The sequence below is a fragment of the Eggerthella sp. BIOML-A1 genome (genome assembly GCF_009875595.1).
Lineage (GTDB): Bacteria > Actinomycetota > Coriobacteriia > Coriobacteriales > Eggerthellaceae > Eggerthella > Eggerthella lenta.
Genome location: NZ_WWRZ01000001.1, coordinates 63,164 through 84,281 on the forward strand (window position 1 = coordinate 63,164; position 21,118 = coordinate 84,281).

The 21,118-nt window shown below is 62.9% G+C and carries 18 protein-coding genes; 6 read left to right on the forward strand and 12 right to left on the reverse strand.

What is annotated here, in order from left to right:
* Window positions 1-25 precede the first annotated feature (25 nt).
* From GT590_RS00270 to GT590_RS00280, 3 genes are all read left to right on the forward strand, one after another.
* Window positions 26-394: a phage holin family protein gene (locus GT590_RS00270; RefSeq protein WP_009305269.1), complete on the forward strand. Its 369-nt coding sequence runs from the start codon at window positions 26-28 to the stop codon at window positions 392-394.
* Between the two features lie 221 nt (window positions 395-615).
* Window positions 616-1,119 (forward strand): CidA/LrgA family protein, encoded by a 504-nt coding sequence (locus tag GT590_RS14640; RefSeq protein WP_009305270.1) that lies wholly within the window; start codon window positions 616-618, stop codon window positions 1,117-1,119.
* A 5-nt stretch (window positions 1,120-1,124) separates the two neighbouring features.
* Window positions 1,125-1,823, forward strand: a complete 699-nt coding sequence (locus tag GT590_RS00280; RefSeq protein WP_009305271.1) for an LrgB family protein — start codon at window positions 1,125-1,127, stop codon at window positions 1,821-1,823.
* A 235-nt stretch (window positions 1,824-2,058) separates the two neighbouring features.
* On the opposite strand, the gene GT590_RS00285 is transcribed toward GT590_RS00280, so the two are convergent.
* From GT590_RS00285 to GT590_RS00295, 3 genes are all read right to left on the reverse strand, one after another.
* Window positions 2,059-3,231: an iron-containing alcohol dehydrogenase gene (locus GT590_RS00285; RefSeq protein WP_015761453.1), complete on the reverse strand. Its 1,173-nt coding sequence runs from the start codon at window positions 3,229-3,231 to the stop codon at window positions 2,059-2,061.
* A 109-nt stretch (window positions 3,232-3,340) separates the two neighbouring features.
* Window positions 3,341-4,135: a ZIP family metal transporter gene (locus tag GT590_RS00290; RefSeq protein ID WP_009305273.1), complete on the reverse strand. Its 795-nt coding sequence runs from the start codon at window positions 4,133-4,135 to the stop codon at window positions 3,341-3,343.
* A gap of 563 nt (window positions 4,136-4,698) precedes the next feature.
* The gene (locus GT590_RS00295; protein WP_009305274.1) at window positions 4,699-6,450 is read right to left on the reverse strand and encodes an FAD-dependent oxidoreductase; all 1,752 of its coding nucleotides are present in this window, start codon (window positions 6,448-6,450) and stop codon (window positions 4,699-4,701) included.
* Between the two features lie 201 nt (window positions 6,451-6,651).
* Here GT590_RS00295 and GT590_RS00300 point away from each other — a divergent pair, with 201 nt between their 5' ends.
* Window positions 6,652-7,539: a LysR family transcriptional regulator gene (locus tag GT590_RS00300; protein ID WP_009305275.1), complete on the forward strand. Its 888-nt coding sequence runs from the start codon at window positions 6,652-6,654 to the stop codon at window positions 7,537-7,539.
* 55 nt (window positions 7,540-7,594) lie between these two features.
* On the opposite strand, the gene GT590_RS00305 is transcribed toward GT590_RS00300, so the two are convergent.
* The 7 genes from GT590_RS00305 to GT590_RS00335 form a co-directional block, all read right to left on the reverse strand.
* Window positions 7,595-8,113, reverse strand: coding sequence for a ferritin (locus GT590_RS00305; RefSeq protein ID WP_009305276.1), 519 nt, complete (start codon window positions 8,111-8,113; stop codon window positions 7,595-7,597).
* 150 nt (window positions 8,114-8,263) lie between these two features.
* The gene (locus tag GT590_RS00310; protein ID WP_009305277.1) at window positions 8,264-9,460 is read right to left on the reverse strand and encodes a hypothetical protein; all 1,197 of its coding nucleotides are present in this window, start codon (window positions 9,458-9,460) and stop codon (window positions 8,264-8,266) included.
* 228 nt (window positions 9,461-9,688) lie between these two features.
* On the reverse strand, window positions 9,689-10,582 hold the full coding sequence (nrfD, locus tag GT590_RS00315) for an NrfD/PsrC family molybdoenzyme membrane anchor subunit (RefSeq protein WP_009305278.1): 894 nt from the start codon (window positions 10,580-10,582) through the stop codon (window positions 9,689-9,691).
* Between the two features lie 6 nt (window positions 10,583-10,588).
* A complete protein-coding gene (locus GT590_RS00320; RefSeq protein ID WP_009305279.1) occupies window positions 10,589-11,131 on the reverse strand; it encodes a 4Fe-4S dicluster domain-containing protein in 543 nt (180 codons plus the stop codon).
* The gene (locus GT590_RS00325) at window positions 11,131-13,332 is read right to left on the reverse strand and encodes a molybdopterin-dependent oxidoreductase (RefSeq protein ID WP_009305280.1); all 2,202 of its coding nucleotides are present in this window, start codon (window positions 13,330-13,332) and stop codon (window positions 11,131-11,133) included. Before GT590_RS00325 ends, GT590_RS00320 begins: the two co-directional genes overlap by 1 nt.
* A 14-nt stretch (window positions 13,333-13,346) precedes the next feature.
* Window positions 13,347-14,081, reverse strand: a complete 735-nt coding sequence (locus GT590_RS00330) for a molecular chaperone TorD family protein (protein WP_161170775.1) — start codon at window positions 14,079-14,081, stop codon at window positions 13,347-13,349.
* An 80-nt stretch (window positions 14,082-14,161) separates the two neighbouring features.
* Complete coding sequence (locus GT590_RS00335; protein WP_009305282.1) at window positions 14,162-14,923, reverse strand: ferredoxin-like protein; 762 nt, start codon at window positions 14,921-14,923, stop codon at window positions 14,162-14,164.
* Between the two features lie 382 nt (window positions 14,924-15,305).
* On the opposite strand from GT590_RS00335, the gene GT590_RS00340 reads away from it, so the two are divergent.
* Complete coding sequence (locus GT590_RS00340; RefSeq protein ID WP_161170776.1) at window positions 15,306-17,435, forward strand: aldehyde ferredoxin oxidoreductase; 2,130 nt, start codon at window positions 15,306-15,308, stop codon at window positions 17,433-17,435.
* 242 nt (window positions 17,436-17,677) lie between these two features.
* Here the strand turns inward: GT590_RS00340 and GT590_RS00345 are convergent, their stop codons facing one another.
* Window positions 17,678-18,271, reverse strand: a complete 594-nt coding sequence (locus tag GT590_RS00345) for an iron-sulfur cluster assembly scaffold protein (RefSeq protein WP_161170777.1) — start codon at window positions 18,269-18,271, stop codon at window positions 17,678-17,680.
* Window positions 18,272-18,368: 97 nt separating this feature from the next.
* Window positions 18,369-19,367 (reverse strand): hypothetical protein, encoded by a 999-nt coding sequence (locus GT590_RS00350; protein WP_192925259.1) that lies wholly within the window; start codon window positions 19,365-19,367, stop codon window positions 18,369-18,371.
* Between the two features lie 396 nt (window positions 19,368-19,763).
* On the opposite strand from GT590_RS00350, the gene GT590_RS00355 reads away from it, so the two are divergent.
* Window positions 19,764-21,116, forward strand: coding sequence for a helix-turn-helix transcriptional regulator (locus GT590_RS00355; RefSeq protein WP_238329122.1), 1,353 nt, complete (start codon window positions 19,764-19,766; stop codon window positions 21,114-21,116).
* The last annotated feature ends 2 nt before the right edge of the window (window positions 21,117-21,118 follow it).

Below are 21,118 nucleotides of genomic sequence, written 5' to 3' on the forward strand. Positions count from 1 at the left end.
ATCGTCGCACGTCAAGGAGCGTCCCATGAACTTCATCATCCGCTGGCTCGTCACCGCTATCGCCGTGGGCGTTGCGGTGTGGATCGTTCCGGGCATGGATCTGCTCGGCGGCACCGACGCGTGGGTGGGCATCGCCATCTTCGGCTTGATCCTGTCGCTGATCAACATCAGCATCAAGCCCATCATGCAGGTGCTCAGCCTTCCCATCAGCGTGATCACGCTGGGCATCTTCTACCTGGTGGTGAACACGCTCATGCTGTACATCGCGGCATGGCTGGCCAACGGGATCTTCCAAGTGGGACTGGTCATCGACTCGTTCGGCAGCGCGTTCGTGGCCTCCATCGTCATCAGCATCGTATCGGCGCTGGTGAACGCATTGGTAGGCAAGGACTAGCATCCGGATCGCAACCACCTGCAAGCGGCACCGTCGGTTTCGGCAGTGCCGCTTTCTTTGGTTCGAGAGCGCTCCGAAACGATCGGAAGGGTCGTTTGCGTGAATTCTGAGCGCAGATCGCACGCAAACACGACAACCGCCGTACAATGGGCGCGGCAAAAATTGGGCAGGCGCACAAGCAAAGCGGCGCGTGCGCCCGCATACACGTGAGGATTGGAATCGTGAAACAGCAGACCGACGCCGTCTCAGGCGTCTCCGGGTGCGCGTCCGCACCTGCTCATGGCGATGTCTCTTGGCGCGCGAAAGCAGGACGGGCGGGCAAGCGAGGAGCGCGCTTCGCCGCGCAGCTCGCCCTGGTGGTTGCCGTGTACGGTGCGGGATGCGCGATCGCAAGCGTGCTTCCTGTCCGACTTCCGGGCAACATCGTGGGCATGGTGCTGCTGTTGGTACTGCTGGGCACGGGTCTGCTGAAAGCGCGGCATGTGGGCGACGCCTGCGACTGCCTGCTGGACAACATGTCGCTGTTCTTCATTCCCGCCGGCGTGGCCATCATGGGCTGCGTCTCCCTTTTGGAGGGCAACGCGCTGAAGTTCGCGCTCGTATGCGTAATCACCACGGTGATCGTGTTCTTGGCCACGTCGTACACGGTGATGCTCGTGTCTCGGCTGACGGCGAAGCGCGTCGATGCGACAGGCGTCGCCCGCGTCGCCGACGAGGAGGCGTAGGCGCGATGGACGGCATAGCGCAACTCGCACTGACACTCGCAGTGGGAACCGTCGCCTCGTTCGCAGTGTTCAAGCTTTCCGTGCTGCTGTACGAGCGCGTGAAGTCGCCGCTGCTCAATCCCCTGCTGGTTACCGTCGCGTTCATCATCGCGGCGCTCGTGGCGCTGCGCATCCCCCTGGATTCCTACGAGCAGAGCGTGCAGCTCATCTCGTTTCTGTTAGGACCGGCCACCGTGGCGCTGGCATACTCGGTGTACCGGCAGCGCCAGACGCTCAAGGAGCACTTCGTTCCCATCTTCGCGGGCTGCCTTGTAGGCTCGGTGGTGTCCATGGCTAGCGCCTACGCGCTGTGCAAGCTGCTGGGGCTCGACGATGCGCTTGCGCTGTCGTTCATCCCGAAGTCGGTGACCACACCCATCGCCATCGCGGTATCGCAGCAGCTGGGCGGCATCACGTCCATCACGGTGGCCGCCGTCATCGTCACCGGCATCCTGGGCGCCATCACCGCGCCGCTCATGGCGCGTCTGTTCCGCGTGCGCGACGGCATCGCCAAGGGCGTGGCCATCGGAACGTGCAGCCACGCGGTGGGAACGACGAAGGCCCTTGAGATGGGCGAGCTCGAAGGCGCCATGAGCGGCGTCTCCATCGCCGTGTCAGGTCTGCTGACCACCGCCATCGTCATCGTCGCAAGCTGTTTTCTATAGGAAGACGCCACCTCTCCGCGGCAAGCGGCACGAATGCTTCGCGTGAGACGCCCTTGAGTTCGCTTCCAGCTTGCTGGGGTTCTTGACAGCAATAGCGGAACGGCTCCCGATCCGCAAGGACAAGGAGCCGTAACCAAGTAGCCAAACCGCCGAAGCGATTCGAGAGCCGTGGGGAGTTAGAGCTCCCTGCGGCTCGCCTCTATTATACGAACGGGCGGCGCAAAAGCAAGCGCCGTTACAACGCGATCCTATAGATCTCGCGGGCATCGTCCATGGTGAGCTTCTTGAAGCTGCCGAAGGGCTCGCCCTTGTTCTCTTTGAGCGTGGGGATGAGCTTCTCGATGTCGTCTTCCTCCACGTCGAGCTCCGCGAGCGTGATAGGCATGCCGAGCGAGGCGAAGAACGAGCGCGTCTCGTCGATGGCCGACAGCGCGTCGGCGTTCACGTCGCCCGTAGGCGCCAGTCCGAACACCTCGCGACCGTAGTAGGCGAAGCGCGCCGGGTTCGCATCGTAGACGAACTCCATCCAGGCCGGGAACATGACGGCCAAGCCTGCGCCGTGCGTGATCTCGGGATAGAGGGCCGACAATTCGTGCTCCAGGCCGTGCGTCGCCCAGTCCTCGTGACGGCCGACGCCGGCGAGGCCCTGGTGGCACAACATGCCGGCCCACATCACGTTCGCGCGCGCATCGTAGTTCTCGGGATCCACCATGACGCGCGGCGCCTCGGCGCGCACCGTCTTCATAAGCGACAGGCACAGGTTGTCCGTCACCGGCACCGCGCCCACGTCGTCGAAGAAGCGCTCCAGCAGATGGCAGAACATGTCGGTAAGGCCCGCAGCAGTCTGGAACGGAGGCAACGTGAACGTGAGCTCGGGATTCATGAACGCCAGCTTCGGGCGCTGGGCGTTGTTCGCGTAGCCCGACTTCATCTGCAAGGCGTCGTTCGACACCACCGTGTTCTTCGACGCCTCGCTGCCGGCAGCCGGGATGGTGAGCACCACGGCGATGGGCAGCACGTCGTCCGTCGGCCGCTTCGTCTCGAAGAAATCCCACACGTCCCCGTCGTAGTGCGCGCCCACGGCGATGGCCTTCGCCGAGTCGATGACCGAGCCTCCGCCCACGGCCAGCACCCAGTCGACATCGTGCTCCTTGCACAGCGCGATGCCTTCGCGAGCAAGCGTGATCTCGGGGTTCGGACGCACGCCGCCCAGCTCCACGTGCTTGATGCCCTGTGCATCCAACGATGCCTTCACGCGGTCGATCAGGCCGCTTTTCACGGCGCTCTGGCCGCCGAAGTGCAGCAGCACCGTACGCGCACCGCACTCGGCCAGCTTGCTTCCCACCTGCTCTTCAGCGCCCTTTCCGAACACGAAGTGGGTCGGCGACACGAATTCGAAGTTCTCCATAGACGTTCCTTTCCGCCATGCGTTCACGTCATGTTGATTGTTCGTGGTGCAACGTATCACATAGTACTACCAGCAGCGTCTCCAAGAAAGAGCATCCTGCACCGCGCCTCTAGCCCAGCGCCACGTCCAGGATCATCATGACCAGGAAGCCGGCCATCACGCCCAGCGTGCCGGCGTTGGAGTGCTCGCCCAGATGCGCCTCGGGGATAAGCTCCTCCACCACAACGTACATCATGGCACCGGCTGAGAACGCCAGCATCCACGGCATGTACGGCGAGATGAGCCCGGCGAACAGCACCACGAGGATGCCGAACACCGGCTCAGCCAAACCCGACAGCGCTCCCAATGCGAACGCCTTCGGTGCGCTCATGCCCTCCTGCAGCATGGGCAGCGCCACTGCTGCGCCCTCGGGCACGTTCTGGATACCGATGCCGATAGCCAGCGCCACGGCCATGCCGAACATGGCGGGGTCGCCGCCGTTCTGGGCAGCCATGGCGAACAGTAGGCCAACGCTCATGCCTTCGGGGATATTATGCAACGTGACGGCCGTGAACAGGAGCGTGGGACGATCCCATTTGCTGGGCAGGCCCTCGGGCTTGCTCTCGCCCGGATGCAGGTGCGGCAACAGCTGGTGCAGCACCATGAGGAACGCCACGCCGATGGCGAATCCACCCGCAGCGGGAATCCACCCGACCTGCCCCGCTTCCTCCGCGCGCTCGATGGCGGGAATCAGCAACGACCACACAGACGCCGCTATCATTACGCCAGCCGCGAATCCTAGGAATATCCGCTGAAACACCATGCTGTTGCGCTTGCGAAACAGAAAAACCGACGCAGCGCCCAACGTGGTCATCAAGAAGGTGAAGCCGGTCCCGCCGGCAGCCCACAGCAAAGCAGTTTGCATGCTTGCTCCTATCGTATTCACTCGTTCGTGTCCATCGGCGCGTCGCACGGAATCGGGGAAACCGACGGCATCGCGCAGAGCCGTGTCCTTGTATCAATCCACAGTGTACGACAATAATCGATCGCGCACGCGATGCTTTCCCTCAGCGTCAACTTGAAGCTGCCAGCGCACGGGACCCCATCATCGCCCGAAAAACACGCCTCAGCGCGTGGAGCGTGTTTTTCGGGCGATGATGGGGGGGCTTGCAGCGGAGCCCCCCCCCCGACGCAACGAGGCCGGGGATGCTCCCCGGCCTCATCGAAAGGAATACCGACAGTACCGCTTGGCTGAAAGCCTACTAGCCCACCGCTCACACGATGTTCGTAGCAATACCTCACGAGACTGTTTACTTGGCGAAGATAGTCTTTATTCGTTCGTATTGCGATTTTTTTATCAACTGTCGGACAACGCCGATTGTACGCTCTTTTGTTCGGTTTGCGAACCCTCAGAAGCGTTTTTGTGCAGGTGAACAACCAAATCGTTGCCAATCGTCACCGCGTTGTCACGCCTCCGTTTCTGGTCGGCTACGCAAACTTCCCGGCCGCAAGGTCACGCCCGAGCAGATACCCGAACGTGAGGCAGTTGATGCCGTAGCTGTTACCCGGTATAGCGAAGTTGTACGTGTTGGCGTACATATCGCCCACCATAGCGCCGACGTTGAACAAGCCGGGGATGGGCTGGTCGTTCTCGTCGCACACCTCCATGTCCTTGCTCGTTCGCAGACCGCCCATAACAGTCATGAACATCGCGTAGTTCTGCGCCGCGTAGAAGGGGCCCGCCTCGTCTATCTTCACGAGGAAGTCGGGATTCTTGTAGAAGTCCTCGTCCACGCCCTTGTCGCACAGCTCGTTGTAGCGCGCGACCACCTCTTTGAGCTTCGCAGCGTCCAAGCCCAACTGCTTAGCCAGATCGTCCAACGTGTCGGCCTTGAAGTACGCTCCCGTCTCCACACCTGCGTCCCACATGGCCACCAACTCGTCGGGAGTAAGCGGGGGCAAGGTGTAATCCATGCCGAACGAATACCACTCGTGCCCCTTGTCCAGGATGGCTTGCGGATAATTCGCCGTCCAGATGCCATACGCTACGTTGCCCGGCTGAGACAACAGGTGATTCGAGCTGTAAGGCGCCGAAATATCCTCGCGCTGGTAACGCTCGGTGTTCATGTTCACATTCAAACCCATGTGGAAGCCGCACGGCTCGTGGCTGCCGCCCCAGGCGCCCTGCATCATGGGCGCGTTCGGATACGCATGCTGCCACGCCGCACCAACCCACAGGCCCATCTTCTGACCGTCGCCGCCGTAGATGCCGGTGAGGTTGAAGCTGGTGTTGTAGTCGATCTCTCCCTGCTCGTAACCCACTAGCGGCAGCACCATCGGGCAGTACGCGGCCAGCATCTCCTTGTCGTTGGAGAAGTCGCCCGTGGCCAGCACCACAGCCTGCTTCGCGACGAACTTCACATAGCTGCCGTCGGCCATCTTCGAAGCGATAACGCCCGTCACGCGGCCCTTGTTGTCGTCCTCCCGGATGAGCTGCTCGGCCTTCGTGTCGTAGATAATCTCCACGCCCAGCTTCTGCGCCTTTGCTTCGAGCGCCTCCACGGCGCCCTGCTGGCCCGTCGACACCATGGCGCTGTTGCCCTCGGTGGAGAAGGCGTGCGCGTAGTTCGGCCCCAGGTCGAACGTGTTGTCGCGCTCCATGATGACCTGCAGGCCGCTCTCGCGGGCGATGTCGATCATCCAGTTCATAGCCTCTTCGGACTCGTTATAGCCGCGCATCCACTTCTGCTGGTCGACGGCGAACGAGGCGGCACGCATCTCGTGATAGTAGAACGGCACTGGATCGAACGGCTCGATGCCCAGCTCTTCCATCACCTTCGAGTTCTTCGCGTAGTTCGAGCCGCCGCGAGAGATAGGAGCGCTGGCCGCCGAGAACAGCGTCACCTTCGCGCCCTGCTCGGCCGCCGACACAGCCGTGGTGAAGCCGGACATGCCGCCGCCCACCACGATGATGTCGTTCTCCACCGTCTCGGTGATCTGATCATCGGGAACGGGCTCAGGCGGAATCATGAACGACCACTTCGGCATGCCGTCGGTCAGCTTGAGCACCGCGTCGGACGAGTTGATCGCGCCGTCCATTGCGGGCGATGCAGCCTTCGCCTCGTCGGTCGCGCCGCCGCTGGGCGTGCAGCCCACGATGCCCGCTGCCGCTGCTCCGGCCGCACCCACCGCTCCGAACTTCAGAAAATCACGACGCGAGAATCTTTGTTGCTTTCCCATGATGTGCTCCCTCCTGGTTAGATACCTGCCCCTTGCAGGCATCCCCATCTTACGTACCGAGCCGCATCGCAAGAAAGCAGCTTCGAGTTGCCCACCCGCAACTGTTTTCTGCTTGCGCTCCGATCATGATCGGAGGTATCAAGAAGGCGTCGGCATGCGCTATGCTGGGAGCCGACACGAAACGGCTTCTGGGAGGGGACCGTGGATATTCGGCAACTGGATTACTTCATCGTCGTGGCACAGCTGGGGAGTTTCACCAAGGCGGCCGACGAGCTTTTTCTGTCGCGCCAGGCGCTCAGCAAGGCCGTGCGCAACCTTGAGCACGAACTGGGGCAACCGCTACTGGCGAATCGCGACAACCATCTGGAGCTGACGGATGCCGGGCGCACGCTGCTCGACGATGCCGCTCCGGTTGTGGAAGCTTTCAAACAGCTGGAGCGCCGCCACGTCGGCTGCGTCGGCGCCCCTGCGCTGCGCCGAACGCTTTCGGTGGCCATGGCGCACGGCACGGCGCTCTCCATGCCTGATCGAGCCATCGACGCATTTCGGGAAGAGCATCCCGACATCGTGTTGTCGGTGGAGGAGGTGACCACGGAAACAGCCATCGACATGGTGCGCACGGGCGAATCCGACATCAGCCTCGTGGGATCGGCTCCGCAGTACCTCGAGGAATTCGACCCCATGCTGGTGGTGGAGACGGGCGTGTACGCGTTCGTCCCCGAAGACAACCCGCTCTCCGCGCGCAAAGAGCTGGAGCTGAGCGACCTCGACGGGCAGCCGTTCGTGACGTTCGGCAAGCGAAACCACCTGCACCGCTACTTCGTCGAGGCGTGCGAGGCGGCAGGCGCGCATCCAGATATCCTCATGACCACGTCCGACGCCGAACTACTCGTCCGAAGCGCCACGCAACAGCATGCGCTGTATTTCGGGTTTCCACCCCACGTGCTCAACGACCCGAAGGAGGGGTGCGCACTCGTGCGCATCGCCGTGCCGCATGCCAGTGCGTTCGGTACCTACGGCATAAAACGCAAAGGAGCGCCACTCTCGTCGTCGGCACGGCTTTTCTGGCAGTACCTGGGTTCGCTGTAAACGAAAAAACGCCCCCGCATGGGCGGGGGCGCGATAGCTCGGAGACGCTTGCGGCCTATTCCGCAGCAGCCAGCGGGGACGGCACGGAGTACACGCGCGCGGCGTTCTCCTGATCGAGGTCGTACAAGGCCTTCGCATCGGAGCCGAACAGCTTCATGCGGGTGATCATCTTGTCGGCGTTGTCCTCTTCCTCCTGCTGCTCCTCGATGAACCAGTCGAGGAACTTCATGGTGCGGTAGTCCTTCACCTCGGCAGCGGCGGCGTAGATGTCGTTGATGAGGCTGGTCACGTACTTCTCGTGCTCGAGCGCGGCCTCCAACGGCTCCAGGAACGTGGTGAATTCCTTGTCGGGCTGATCGATGGCCAGCAGCTTCACCTTGCAACCGTTCTCGTGCAGGTAGTTGCGGAAGATAAGAGCATGGTCGCGTTCTTCCTTGGCCTGGATCTCGTACCAGTTGGCAAAGCCCTCGAGACCCTCCTCCTCGTAGTAGTCGGCGAAGGACAGATACAGATACGAAGAGTACAGCTCCTTGTTGATCTGATCGTTCAGCAATTCGTACACGCGTGCGTCCATGAGCATCTCCTTCTTGGGTCGTACGGGGGTGCAAACAGGTTGGGCACCCCGTTTCATCTGCGTATATGATAAACCTCATAAGGCTTTCCGACGAGGTTCGCGCGCACGCTCGCGCCAAATCAACACAGCGGCCAACCGGATGCCAGATGCTTATTCGACCTCTTCGGCCAAGTCGAGCAGCTCGCCCTCTTCGCTCGCCCTCCGCGCGGGTTCGCCCGCCGCATGGAGCCGCCCTATGGCCGCCACCACCTCGCTCAGCACTACAGCCACGATGTAGATCGACAGGACGCTCGACCACAGCAACTGGGCGTGAGCGCCGAACAGCTGAAATACGGTCATGCCGACCGCCACGCTGGCCGCACAGCTTGCGCAAAACGCAGCGAACACTTTGGAGAATCCCACGTCGGAACTCTTCGCCATCCACAACAGAACCACGAGGCCCAGCACATTCATCAACGCCACGCCCAAATAGGAGATGGTAGAGAACAGCATCAGCCCCGACAAGGCGCCGGTAGCGTTGGCGATCGGGCACACAAGCATGAGAGCCGCTGCAACGGGAAGCGCTATACGGTAGAACGCTTGAAGAATGCCGCCTCGCGCGCGGTACGCGTGCGCAACTACCCACCATACCACTATGGCTAGCAGCAGATACGCCATCGGCTTGTACGCGACGTCCCCGGACTCGACACCGATCCGATCGGACCATAGCGTCAAACCGATCGTGAAGAAGTTGAACATGAGGCCGGCAACCGCCGCCCATCCCTTCTGCATGACTTCGCGCATGGTTTCGAGCGGCTTTACCGCGACGACGCTGCGCAAGCCGGCCTTGATTTCGTCGGCCTGCACGATCTGGCTCGCCAGCAAGGGCAGCGCCCCGCACGATACCAAGACGAGCATTCCAAGGCAGAACAGAAACGGCGTGCCGGCATGCGACACCACGAACCACCAGCACGAGGCCGCCAGGAATGCCAGCATCGTGTTGAGCAGTGCCCCTTGGTAGGAAAACAGACGATAGTAGCGACCCCATTGACGCAGCAGGCAGGTCAGGCCGAAGCCCAGGAACAAACCAGCACCCGCAGCGCTCACCGGAGTAGGCAAAACCTGGTAGAGCAGCGCGCACAACACGCCCGCGATCGATGCGAGCAACCCTACGCCGATGGACCAGCGTCGCTTCTCGCCGTCGTGCGCCGAGACGAACACGACGACACACAACGCCACCACGCCCGCAAGGAAAGAATGGATGAACAGATCCGCCGCCCCTTCGAGCGCATAGGCGCCCAGCAGCAGATTGTCGGCATGCAGGCATAGCGCGAATCCGGCAAGAACGCAGGACAGCGCCAAGCCCATGGGCGACCACTCGCGAGCATATTTCGTGATACCGTTGATCAGATTACCTTTCCATGAAGCGATCTATTATAGTGCAAAAGCACGTAAACGCAGGTAACAGATACCAGATCGGCCGCGTGAGAAGTCCTTGATCCCAGCGTTGCGCAGCGGAAACGCTCGGCAGCCCGCAAACGCACGCGCGCCGCCCCGGAGGAGCGGCGCGCGGAACATCAGGCTGGGCGATGCCCGTTACAACATGGGCACCACCATGGTCAGCGGCAGGGCCGCGACCACCACCAGGTAGCGCAGCAGGAAGCCGCCCACCAGCACGCCCGCGTCGGACGCGGCGCTGATCCAGTGAGCTTTGCGGCTCTCCTCGAACTCCTTCGGGCTGAAGAACAGAAGCCACGTCTCCAGCGCTGTGGGCAGCACGAGGCCGATGAGCACGAGCCCGATCCAGAACAGCGGCGCGTATCCGCCGACCAGCAGCGACATCACCGAGTTCCAGCCGGCCGTGGAATTCGTGCACGTGATGAACATGAGCGCAGCGATCAGCACAAGCTCGATGACGGGCAGGCAGAAGTGGAACTTCTTGAGCACGCCCACGCGGTTGAACTCGTCAGCGTGCCTGAAGATGCCGATGAGCAGCACCGACGCCGCACCGGTGGACATGGCCGACACGAGGAACAGGATGGGCAGCAGCGCGTTGTTCCACAGCGGGAACGTCTTGCACACGCCCAGCAGGGCGCCCGTGTACATGGCCACGGCCACGCCGAACACCACGCCGGCGATATCGAGCCACACCGGCACGCGCTTCTTCATGAAGTCGAGGACCACCACGACCAGCGATATCACCGTGAAGCCGCCGAGGAACACGACGCCCCAGGTCATGACCGATCCGAAGTTCGTCAGCAGCAGGGCGAAGCGCAGCGGGTTCATGAGGCCCGCCTTCGCATCGAACATCAGCAAGCACAGGCCGATGATCACCACGATAGGCGCCACCAGATGCCCGATCTTGCGCATCGACACGGCCTCGGGATGTCGCCACCCCAGAAAAGCCGAGGTCACGAACGCGCCGCCGCCGAGACCGGCGAGGAACAGATACCATGCGATGATGGCACCCCAAATAGGTTCAAACGTCATCGTTCATCACCTCACGTAAAATACTTTGGACTTGGTCAGGTCGCCCGCGATAGGCTGCGCGTTCGTCGCGACGATCTCCTTCGAGATGTCGCTGTCCGGGTCGTCCAGATCGCCGAACATACGCGCCCCCGTCAGGCAAGCCTCCACGCACGAGCACATCTTCGTGCCCGTCGTCTCGGCCGACACCGTGCAGAAGCGGCACTTGTCCACCGCGCCCGTCTCCTCGTTGCGCACGCGCACCTGGTAGGGGCACGCCGCCATGCAGTACAAACAGCCGATGCAGCGGCCGTGGTCCACGCCCACGATGCCGTCCGCGCCGATATAGGCGGCGCCGGTGGGGCACACCGCCACGCAGGGGGCGTCCTCGCAGTGCATGCACTGCAAAGGCACCGTCTCCACGCGCACGTTGGGATACGTTCCCACCTCGTGCTCCTCGTAACGGATGAAGTCCTCGGTGGGCAACAGGTTGTTCTGGCGCTGGCAGGCCACGCGGCAGGCGTAGCAGCCGATGCACTTCTTCGTGTTGATGAGCATTCCGTAGCGAGCCATTACGCACCTGCCTTCTTAACGTTGACGACCGTCTCCTGCGTGCAGGCCGACCCGTAGCCCGGCTCCATGCGGAAGGGAACGTAGTCCATCTGGCGCAGGCCCACCTCGTAGGCGGTGTGCTGGTCGGGCGACGAGCAACCGTAGTGGCTGGGCATGTACAACGCCGTCGGGTTGATGCGCTGCGTGACCTTCACGCGCACGCGACCCGTGTGCTGGCCGTTGGACACCTCCACCTCGTCGCCGTCGGCGATGCCGCGGCGGGCAGCCGTGTCGGCGTTCATCCACACGCGCGTGAGGTCGTAGTCCTTCGTGATCTGCATGAGGTCCTCGATGTTGGCCGTCTGGGTGTGGCTGTGGATGGCCTGCTTGCCGCCGATCAAGCGCAGCTCGTCGCCCATGGGCATGACAGCCGGTTCGACCCACACCGGATAGGGCGACAGCCCCGCCTTCTCGCACGCCTCGCTGGCGAACTGCACCTTCTCGGTGGGCGTCTTCCACTTCGGCGTGGAGCCGTAGGAGAACTCCTTTTCGGGGAAGTGCGCCGTGCCCGTCTTCTTCAGCGCTTCCAGCGACAGCCCCACGGTTTGGAGCTGAGCGTCGGCCAGCTCGTCCACGCTGAACTGGAAGTACTCGCCCACGCCGCACGCCTCGGCCAGCTCGGAGAAGATCTGGTCCACCGGACGCGTGTTGGGATGCACCTTCTCCAGCACCTGGTCGCGCAGCGCGACAGCCGGCACCTTGCCACCGATGAACTCCGGCAGCTCGAGGCGCTCGAGGTAGCTGGTATCGGGCAGCACGTAGTCGGCCAGCAGGGCCGTTTCGGACATCTGCACGTCCACGACCACCATGAGGTCCAGCTGCGACAGCGCGTCAGCCAAGTACGCCGTGTTCGAATAACCGGCGGCCATGTTCGAGTTGTAGAAGAACATGCCCTTGATGTCGCCGTTCTTGGCCTGCTCGGCGGCGAAGAGGTTCGTGCCCATGCTGGTCAGCGCCAGCGGGTACTCCTCGGTGCCGGCGATCTTGTTCTCGGGCTTCGGCACGCTGGGGAACTTCTCCTTGTCCACATCGCCCGCAGACACGCTGGGCGTGAAGATGGCGCCGCCCTCCTGGTTCCAGCAGCCCAGCAGCGTGTTGAACAGGCATACTGCGCGCGCCGTCTCGCCGGAGTTCGCGTACGAGCAGCCGAACGCGCCGCGCCAGCTGGGCTCGATGGACGCCGCGGGGGCCGCTTCGGCGAACTCCACAGCCAAACGCGCGATAGTGGTTGCGGGGATGCCGGTGATCTTCTCGGCCCATTCGGGCGTGCAGTCGGCCAGCGACGCGGCCCAATCCTCGAAACCCACCGCGTTATCGGCCACATACTGCTTGTCGTACAGGCCGCGCGTCACCAGCACGTTCGACATGGCCAGCAGGAAGGCCAGGTCGGTACCGGGGTTGATAGGCACCCATTCGTCGGCGAACGCGATGGAGTTGTTGCAGCGCGGATCCACCAGCACGATATGCGCGCCGTTTTCGTGGGCGCGCTGCAGCTCTGCCACCGAGCTGGGGCGAATGGCGTCGGCGTAGCTGCGGCCGATGAACATCGTCATCTTGGAGTTCTCCATGTCGGACGCATAGCTGGCCGCGCCGATGGCCTGGGTGAAGCCGCTTTCCTTCGACAGATTGCAGGCAGCGCCGTGCGTGTACACGTTCGCCGAGCCCAGCGCGTTCATGAAGCGCTTCGTGTAGTACTTGCCCGACGGACGCGGATCCTGCACCATGGCAAGCGCCTGCGGCCCCTTGTCGGCGATGATGGCCTTCACCTTCTCGGCGATCTCGCTGTAGGCCTGATCCCACGAGATGGCCTCGAATGCGCCCTTGTCGTTCTTCTTGAGCGGATCGGTGAGGCGGTCCTTCGAATAGGCGATCTGGGAATAGCCGTAGCCACGGGCGCAGAGCTTGCCCTGGGCGTACGGATGGTCCTCGTCGCCGATAAGCTTCGTCAGGCGCCCGTCGACGACGTACGCCGTGAAACCGCATTTGCTCGAGCAGGCGTTGCACAGCGAATGGACGGTCTTGGTTTCTCCCCCTTGGGCCCCGTCATCAGCGTGCGCCTGCTCCCAAGCGTCGAAGCTCACATAGCCGGCCGCCGCCGTGAGCGCGACCGCTCCGGCGCTGCCAGCCAGGAAGCTCCGCCTGGTTATAGCGTGTTCTGACATAGCTGCTTCCTCTCTTATATGCATGCGTGTAAACGATTGCGTTCGGCACGCGCATCCGCGTCGACCCCTTGCTCGCCAGCACCCGACGTCAACGCCAGATGCTCCCGCATGCCCACGAGCACGTCGACCAGCCCGATGTAGAACCGGGCGTCGTCGGCAAGCTCCAGCAGGCGCATGCGATACGCGGTGAGCCACGAGAACCGCTCCAAAACGAATTGGCGGGCGGCATCTCGCATCCCCGACCGCAGCAGCACGGCTGCAAGGTCGAGCTCGAGCGCCAGATGATCCGGGCACGCCGAAAATTCCGGCGGCACCCGCATGCCCATGCGCTCCACGAGATCGCGCATATAGCGCGCCGAATCTCCCTGGTACATGCCCTCGGCTTTCGAGAACGGAGACGGCAGCGGCCCGTTCGACCACGTCGTGTACAACGACTCTGCCGGCACTGCCGATTCCGGCAGCCCTCCCGTGAAGTGGCGTGCGGCGAACAGCCGCTTCTCGTCGTACGTCGGCGGCGTGAACAGCGCCTTCACCTCTCCGGCGGAAAGGAACTCCTGAAGCGGGCAGCGGCTGCGGACGCGGGCTATCGGGCTGGTCGGCTCGCCGAGCGCGTCGTCGTCCTGCAAGCCGCGCCGAGCGGCGTCAAGAAAATCCGACCACAGCGGGCCGTCTACCAGTTGCTTCCACTCGTCTTGCCCGACGGGCGCGAAACACATCGACAGCACCGTGAACATCTCGTCGTATTCCATGGCTTTTGCCTCCTTTCCGCATCTCTTCGGATCGGCCGCGCTTTCAGCGGGCCGAAACCGGACATGTCCAGCGATCGCGCCTACGCTTGCACGAGGGTCGTCGTCCTCACGACGCCCTGGTCGATGACCTTCTGCGCGATATCCTCCCAATCGATGAACTTGATGGCGCCGTTCGGGCACTGCTCGGCGCAGCGTCCGCACGAAATGCACTTCGTGGATACGCCGGTCTCGCTGTCGACGCGCGGCATGTTCCACGGGCACGCCTGGCTGCACATGCCGCAGCCGATGCACTTCTTCGTGTCCACCGTGCGCGCACCGGACTCTTCGTCGGCGTAGATCGCGTGGACCGGGCAGTAGTTCATGCATGCCGGGTCGGCGCACTGCTTGCAGTGCTCGACAGTGAACTCGCAGTTATCGTAGATGCCGTCCTTGGTATCGACGCTGGCACCGAAGTTGTAGTTCGGCCACACGCGCACGCGGGCTATGTGCTGGCACACGCGACCGTCGTTCTTCAGCGTGCACATCATCTCGCAGCGCTGGCAGCCCGAGCAGCGGGCACGGTCGGTCACGATCATCTTCGTGGGCGTGGTGCGTATCTCGATGCGCCCCGAAGCGATCGAGGCCGACGTGACGCCCCACGATGCCAGCACGCCGCCGACCACGAGGCCGGCAACGCCGCAGCCGGCCATTGCCAGCACCGTGCGGCGCGTAAAGGTTTTCTGCTTGGGCTCCTCTTCGGGCCCGGCGCTCTGAGGCGCGGGCGCGGATGCGTTCGTCTCCGGCGCAGCGGCCGGGAAGCTCGTATCCTCGGAGGTGTTCTGGTTCAGATTGGAATCTGACATAGCCTAGTGCTCCCTCCCTCACATAGGTACGGTGAGTGTCATTTTCCTCGTCCCGTCGTCGCGCGAGTGTTCGATGCCCCTTTTAGGGGAACCGCCCCGAATGGAACGTTCGCGGCGACGGCTTGCGCTCGATATCGCTCCGCGCGCAGCCCCACACAACGCACGAAAGTATAGGATGGCCCCGTGCACGGCCCCTCCCCTCTTTGAGGTACTTTTTACCGCTGATCGGCTAGTTCCTCAAAATACCCTCAAAGAGGGGATGTCTCGTCCGCCTCTGTCGGCATACTGGCGAACGACGATTGTTGTCAGCGCTCGCATCGCCCACGCAGGTTCCCACACAACACCGAACCTCAGTAATCTATCCAAGATTTGGAGATGCAACATGGCTGACGAAACATCGTATGGATGGGCCGGTAAGATCCTCCGCGTCAATCTGAGCACGGGCTCGATCACGACGCAGCCGACCGACCCCTACAAGGAGTACATCGGCGGCATGGGCTTGGCCAACAAGATCATGTACGACGAAGTGCCCGCCGGCACCGACCCCTTCTCCCCCGAGAACAAGCTCATCTTCGCCGTGGGCCCGCTGACGGCTTCCGGCGTGCCCCTGGCCGGCCGCACCACCATCTGCTCGCTGTCCACGTTCACGAAGGATCATCTTGTGGTGGACGCCCACTGCGGCGGCATGATCGGCGCGAAGATCAAGCTGGCCGGCTGGGACGCCGTGGTGCTGGAGGGCGCGTCCGACCATCCCGTGTACCTCAACATCGTCGACGACAAGGTGGAGATCAAGGACGCCGGCTTCGTGTGGGGCATGGGCACCCGCGAGGCCACCGAGATGCTGAACCGCAAGGAAGGCGTCGAGGCATGCGTGGCCACCATCGGCCCCGCCGGCGAGAACCTGCTGCCGTACGCGTGCATCATCAACGCGCGCAACCACTCCGCCGGCGCCGGCACGGGCTCGGTGATGGGCTCGAAGAACGTCAAGGCGCTGGTGGTGCAGGGCAACGGCAGCGTGAACGTGAAGGACCCGCAGGCAGTGGCCGACCTGTCCGACTACATGCTGCGCGAGGTCATCGGCTCCAATAACAACCACGTGGTGCCGCAGACGCAGCAGGAATGGGCCGAGTTCTACGACAAGGGCTCCCGTTGGTCCGCGCGCAGCGGCCTGACCTGGGGCATGGCAGAAGGCGGCCCCATCGACACGGGCGAGCCGAAGCCGGGCGAGCTGAACACGGTGGGCTATCGCTGCATGAAGTCGGTGTACGACCTGGGCGAGGTGGCCGAGAAGTACACCATCAAGATGGACGGCTGCCACGGCTGCCCCATCCACTGCTACTCCGACCTGCGCACCGAGCGTACCGGCGAGCTGGGCGGCAAGACCACGTCGGGCAACACCTGCGCGGCCAACTTCCCGTTCAAATACATGGAGGGCATCCTCAAGACGGGCATCGCCGAGGACAGCGAGTCGGGCATTGTATGGAACACGCTGATCGGCACCACCATTGACGAGTTGGGACTGTGGTGCAACTACGCGCAGCTGTGGCGCGACCTGGCGCACTGCATCAAGGCTGGCGTGTTCGACCGCGTACTTCCCGAAGAGGAGAAGGCGAAGTACGACTGGCAGCGCATCTACAACGACGACCCCACCATCATGGTGGAGCTGCTGAACGACATCGCCCGGAACGACTCCGAGATCGCCCACATCGCCTACGGCCCGTACCACTGGACCGAGCGCTGGGACGACAAGGGCTGGTTCGATCAGCAGCCCAGCCAGCTGATCAACTACCGCGGCTGGCCCGTGCACCACGCCATCGAGTGCTTCGGCCAGGTGGGCGGCGTGTACAACATGATGTTCAACCGCGACGACATGATCCACTCGGCCGTGAACTTCCAAGGCTGCGGCCTGCCCTTCGAGCTGAAGCAGGAAATCGCCGAAGAGGTGTGGGGCGGCAAGGACGCCATCGACCAGAACAAGAACTACACGCCCATGAACGAACGCAAGGCGAACTTCGCCTGGTGGAGCGTGGTCACCGACGTGCTGCACGACTCGCTGACGCTGTGCAACTGGACGTGGCCCATGACCATGAGCCCCACGAAGGCGCGCAACTACCGCGGCGACCTGGACCTGGAGGCCAAGTTCTTCAAGGCCGTCACCGGCGAGGACGTGACCACCGACGACCTGTACCAGGCCGGCGCCAGAATCATGACGCTGCAGCGCGCCAACACCGTGCGCGGCATGACGAAGGAAGACGGCACCAGGGGCGAGAACGACATGCGCAACGTCCATGATGTGATGTGCGCCTGGACGTTCGATATCGACCCGGACAAGAAGCCTTTCACCGAGGGCACCATCAAGATGGACCGCGACGACTTCCAAACCGCCCTGGGCATGGTGTACGACACGTTCGGCTGGGATCACGAGAAGGGCTGCCCGACGGCCGCCTGCCTCGACCAGTACGGCATGGCCGACGTGAAGGAAGAGCTGGACAGCCTGGGTCTGCTGCCGTAGAGCAATCCTCCGCAGGGCCGCAACCCCTCCGCGGCTTTCGCCCCCTACGAGAACGCCCCGAATCCGGGGCGTTCTCTTTTCCGGCAGGAACCGGGGGCGCAGCAGGTTGTCATCCCGAACGCAGCGCGTCAGCGCGAAGTCGAAGGATCCCATGCAACGATAGCCACGGCGTTTTCCGCTGGCGCCGCGCGGGATCCTTCGACTCAGCTCCCTACGGTCGCTGCGCTCAGGATGACGGGGCTCTACGCATTCGCCATCTTCAACTCCACTCTCGTGGATCTCAAAGAACAGTGCTCGCAGATCATGCAGGGGACGCTCAGGGAGTTGCAGGGGACGACTGCGTCAAGCTCTTCGAGGGAGGCCCCTTGGCGAACGAGATAATCGCCGATGAGGGCGCGGACGGCCTCGATGGCGAAATGGAGCGTGTACACCTTGTCCACGGGAACCTCGTCGAGCGCCGTCTTCACGTCGTCGGTCGTGATGGCCAGCGCCTCGTCGAACGTGCATCCTTCGAGCATGGAGCACACCACGCTGGCGCACCCCGTGACGGCCAGGCAGCCGCGCGTCTTGAAGCCGGCGCGCACGAACGTCCGCGTGTCGGGGTCGATCACGGCGAACAGGCGCAGCGCCACCTCTCCGCGCTTCGACTTGCCCACCATGCTCTGGGCGTTGAACCCTTCGGGGGCGCCGCCGTTGCGGAAGTTCGCAACCACGGACAGCAGCGTGTCGGAGTAGCCCGTCACGCCGTCCTCGATCTCGGTTTGGTACACGTCGGCCGTGCGCAGCACATGGCGATCCTGCACCTCGCGGTACACGTTGCGAGCTTCGTCTTCCATGGAAAACCTCTCTTTCTAGCAAGATCCTGCAACTCCGCGCCTGCAGCGCTTCGCTCAGGACGACTAATGCAAGTACGCCGAACGGGCGCGATAGCGTTTACAGAAACATGTCGCGCTCGACGGAGTTCCACTCTGCGAGCGACTTGGCGTAGGCGGGCGTCAGGTACTCGGTGGAGAAGTAGTACACGTCGCCGTTCGACGCAGCGACGGTGTCGAGGTCCGGATAGGCGCCGCTGTCGCGCACGGTGCGCCACAACTCGTCGATTTCATCGGCCGACAGGTTGAACGGCTCGTTGGACAGCGACGACGCCTCCATGGGGCGCGGGTACTTCCGCGATTCGTCGCGCACGCACTCCACGAACGTGAGCACGCGATCGTCCTCGCTGGCGAGGAACGACCACCGCGCGTACGCATCGGTCATGCGCTCGGTGGAGTACAGGTAGTAGCTGTGCTTGCCGATGAGCGCAACGATATCGTCGCAGGGAACGCACGGGGGGTCGGCCGGGGTTTCGGCATCCTGTGCGCTATCGCGCCGCTCGGGATCCTTCGACTCCGCGCCTTCGGCGCTGCGCTCAGGATGACGGAGCTCCTCTGAGGCTTCGGAGCTGCGCTCGGGCTGGCGTGGCTCTTCTGCGCCCTTCGCCGTCGCAGCGCCTTCCGACTCGGGCTCCTCCTCCGTGCGCAGAATGCGGGGAACGCCCACCGCACGGGTCGCCGTGCGAACGGGGGTCGCAGAAGCCGCAACGACGCGCGCGTCGCGCTCAGCCCTGCGATCCTCAAGGTACTCGTACACGAACATCTCCCAGTCTTCGGCCGAGAAATGCGCCGGTACGAGGCCCGCCTTCAACCACTGCGACGGCTGAACAAGCTTGGCATCCGCAGACTGCGCGCGCACGTCATCGAATACCGCCGTCAGAAACAGACGCTCGACCTCTTCGTCGCTCAATTGCGCCTCGGCAGCTTCCCCCTCGCGACTATCGGCAGCCGTTTCGGCAACACGCTCCCATGCGGGCATCGCTATAGGCGCGCTGACGCTTTCCGCTTCGTCGGGAACCTTCAAACCGAGCGATTCGATATCTTCTCCTTGTTCAGCCATAGCCCGGATCACTTCGTCTCGAATTCGCTGAGCTTCTAAGTCAACCACCGCATCGCTCCTTTCCCCTGCGTTGTTTTTCGTATGGTATGATGACCCACGGCGCGCATCCGCCATCCCCTCTTTGAGGATAAATCGAGGTGAATGGAGGACGCGTCCGCGTCGACTACGTACCAAGCACGGGGAGGGAGTGTACGGTTGGGCGCACGCACGACAACAGCACCGACTCCAACAGGCGCCGAGCAAAACCAGGCCCGCAACGGACTCGAGGGAGCGGCACATCGCTTCGCGCCGCTCTGGCCGCTTATCCTTGGTCTGGCTTTCGGGCGGGCCGGACTGATCGTCGCCAGCTATGGAAGCTACACCAGCACCGACGAAGGTATTTTCACCGACGGCGCCATGCTGGTGGCATTAGTCGTCTTGGCTTTGTTCCTGGTCTTCATCGTCCTCAGCAAACGAACGATCAGCAAGCACGTCACCAACGTGATCATGCGCACATGCGTCGCACTGGAAGCGTTTGTGCTGATGGCTCTCGCCGTATTCGACCTTTTCGGCATCGGCGACGAAATCGAGCGCTTCGCGCTGAGCTCGCTGTGCACCCTCGTGTCGTCAGGCGCCATCTATTATTGGCTGCGCCGCGCCCGCGGAACGAGCACGACCACGGCTGCCGTCTTCGTGTTCGCCGCGCTCATCATCAGCGAAGTGGAGATTTATCTGTGCACGCTGCTGCCCGTATTCGCGGGAAACTTCGTTGCCGCCGCGCTCGTGCTGCTGCAATATCCCTGCATAATATGGGCGCGCAGGCAACGCCAACCGCATGACATCGTCTCGCCAACGCAGGCCAACGATTACTTCGGATTCTCAAAAACCATGTTGCAAAGCAAGCAGTTCCTCACTGCCACTGCACTGGGCATCGGATGCCTGTCTATCGTAATCGGCTTGCTGCGCGGCTACCCCGACGGCACCTCCATCGCGTTCACGCCCGCTACGCGCATCGTGTACGCTGCGCTGACCATCGGTGTGAGCGCCGCGTTGATCGTATTGGTGCTGAAGCGGCGAGAACGCGTCATGACCGTAGGGATTTTCGTGATCATGGAGCTGCTGGCCTGCTTCGCGCTGATCGCCTATGCCGGATTTCCCGACATGCTGGACATAGGAGCGGTATTCACCACCACGCTCAACGCGCTCATGGTGGGATTCACCTGGTACGTCATCATCGCGTTCATGAGCTACGGCTGGCGCGACCCGTATTACTACGCCATCGCGGGATGGCTGGTGTGGCTGGGCTGCCGCGCCGTTGCGCGCATCGCGTTGCTGGCGACTCACGAGCTGTTCTCCAACGACATGCTCATGAGCGCCGCGATGGGCACCATGGTGGTCCTCTCCACGCAAGTGGTGTTCGTGCAATTCCTCAATATCACGCGTCGCAACGCCGAGGAACAGGAGGAGCAGAGCGCACGACGACAGAGCATGCTCAAGATCATGGGACTCGACGAACACGAAAGCCTTGCGGACATGCGACAGGCCTCCATGAAGCACAACGCCGAAGAGATGGGCAAGCAGTTCCTGTTGTCCGATCGGGAGATCGAGGTGATGGCGCTGTATGCGCTCGGCTACACGCAGAAGCGCGTGGCCGAAGAGCTGTTCATCACGCAGGGCACGGCGCATGCCCACATCAAGCGAATCTACGCTAAAACCGGCTTGCACTCCCGTCAGGAGATCCTCGACTATCTTGAACAGTACGCGTCGTAGAA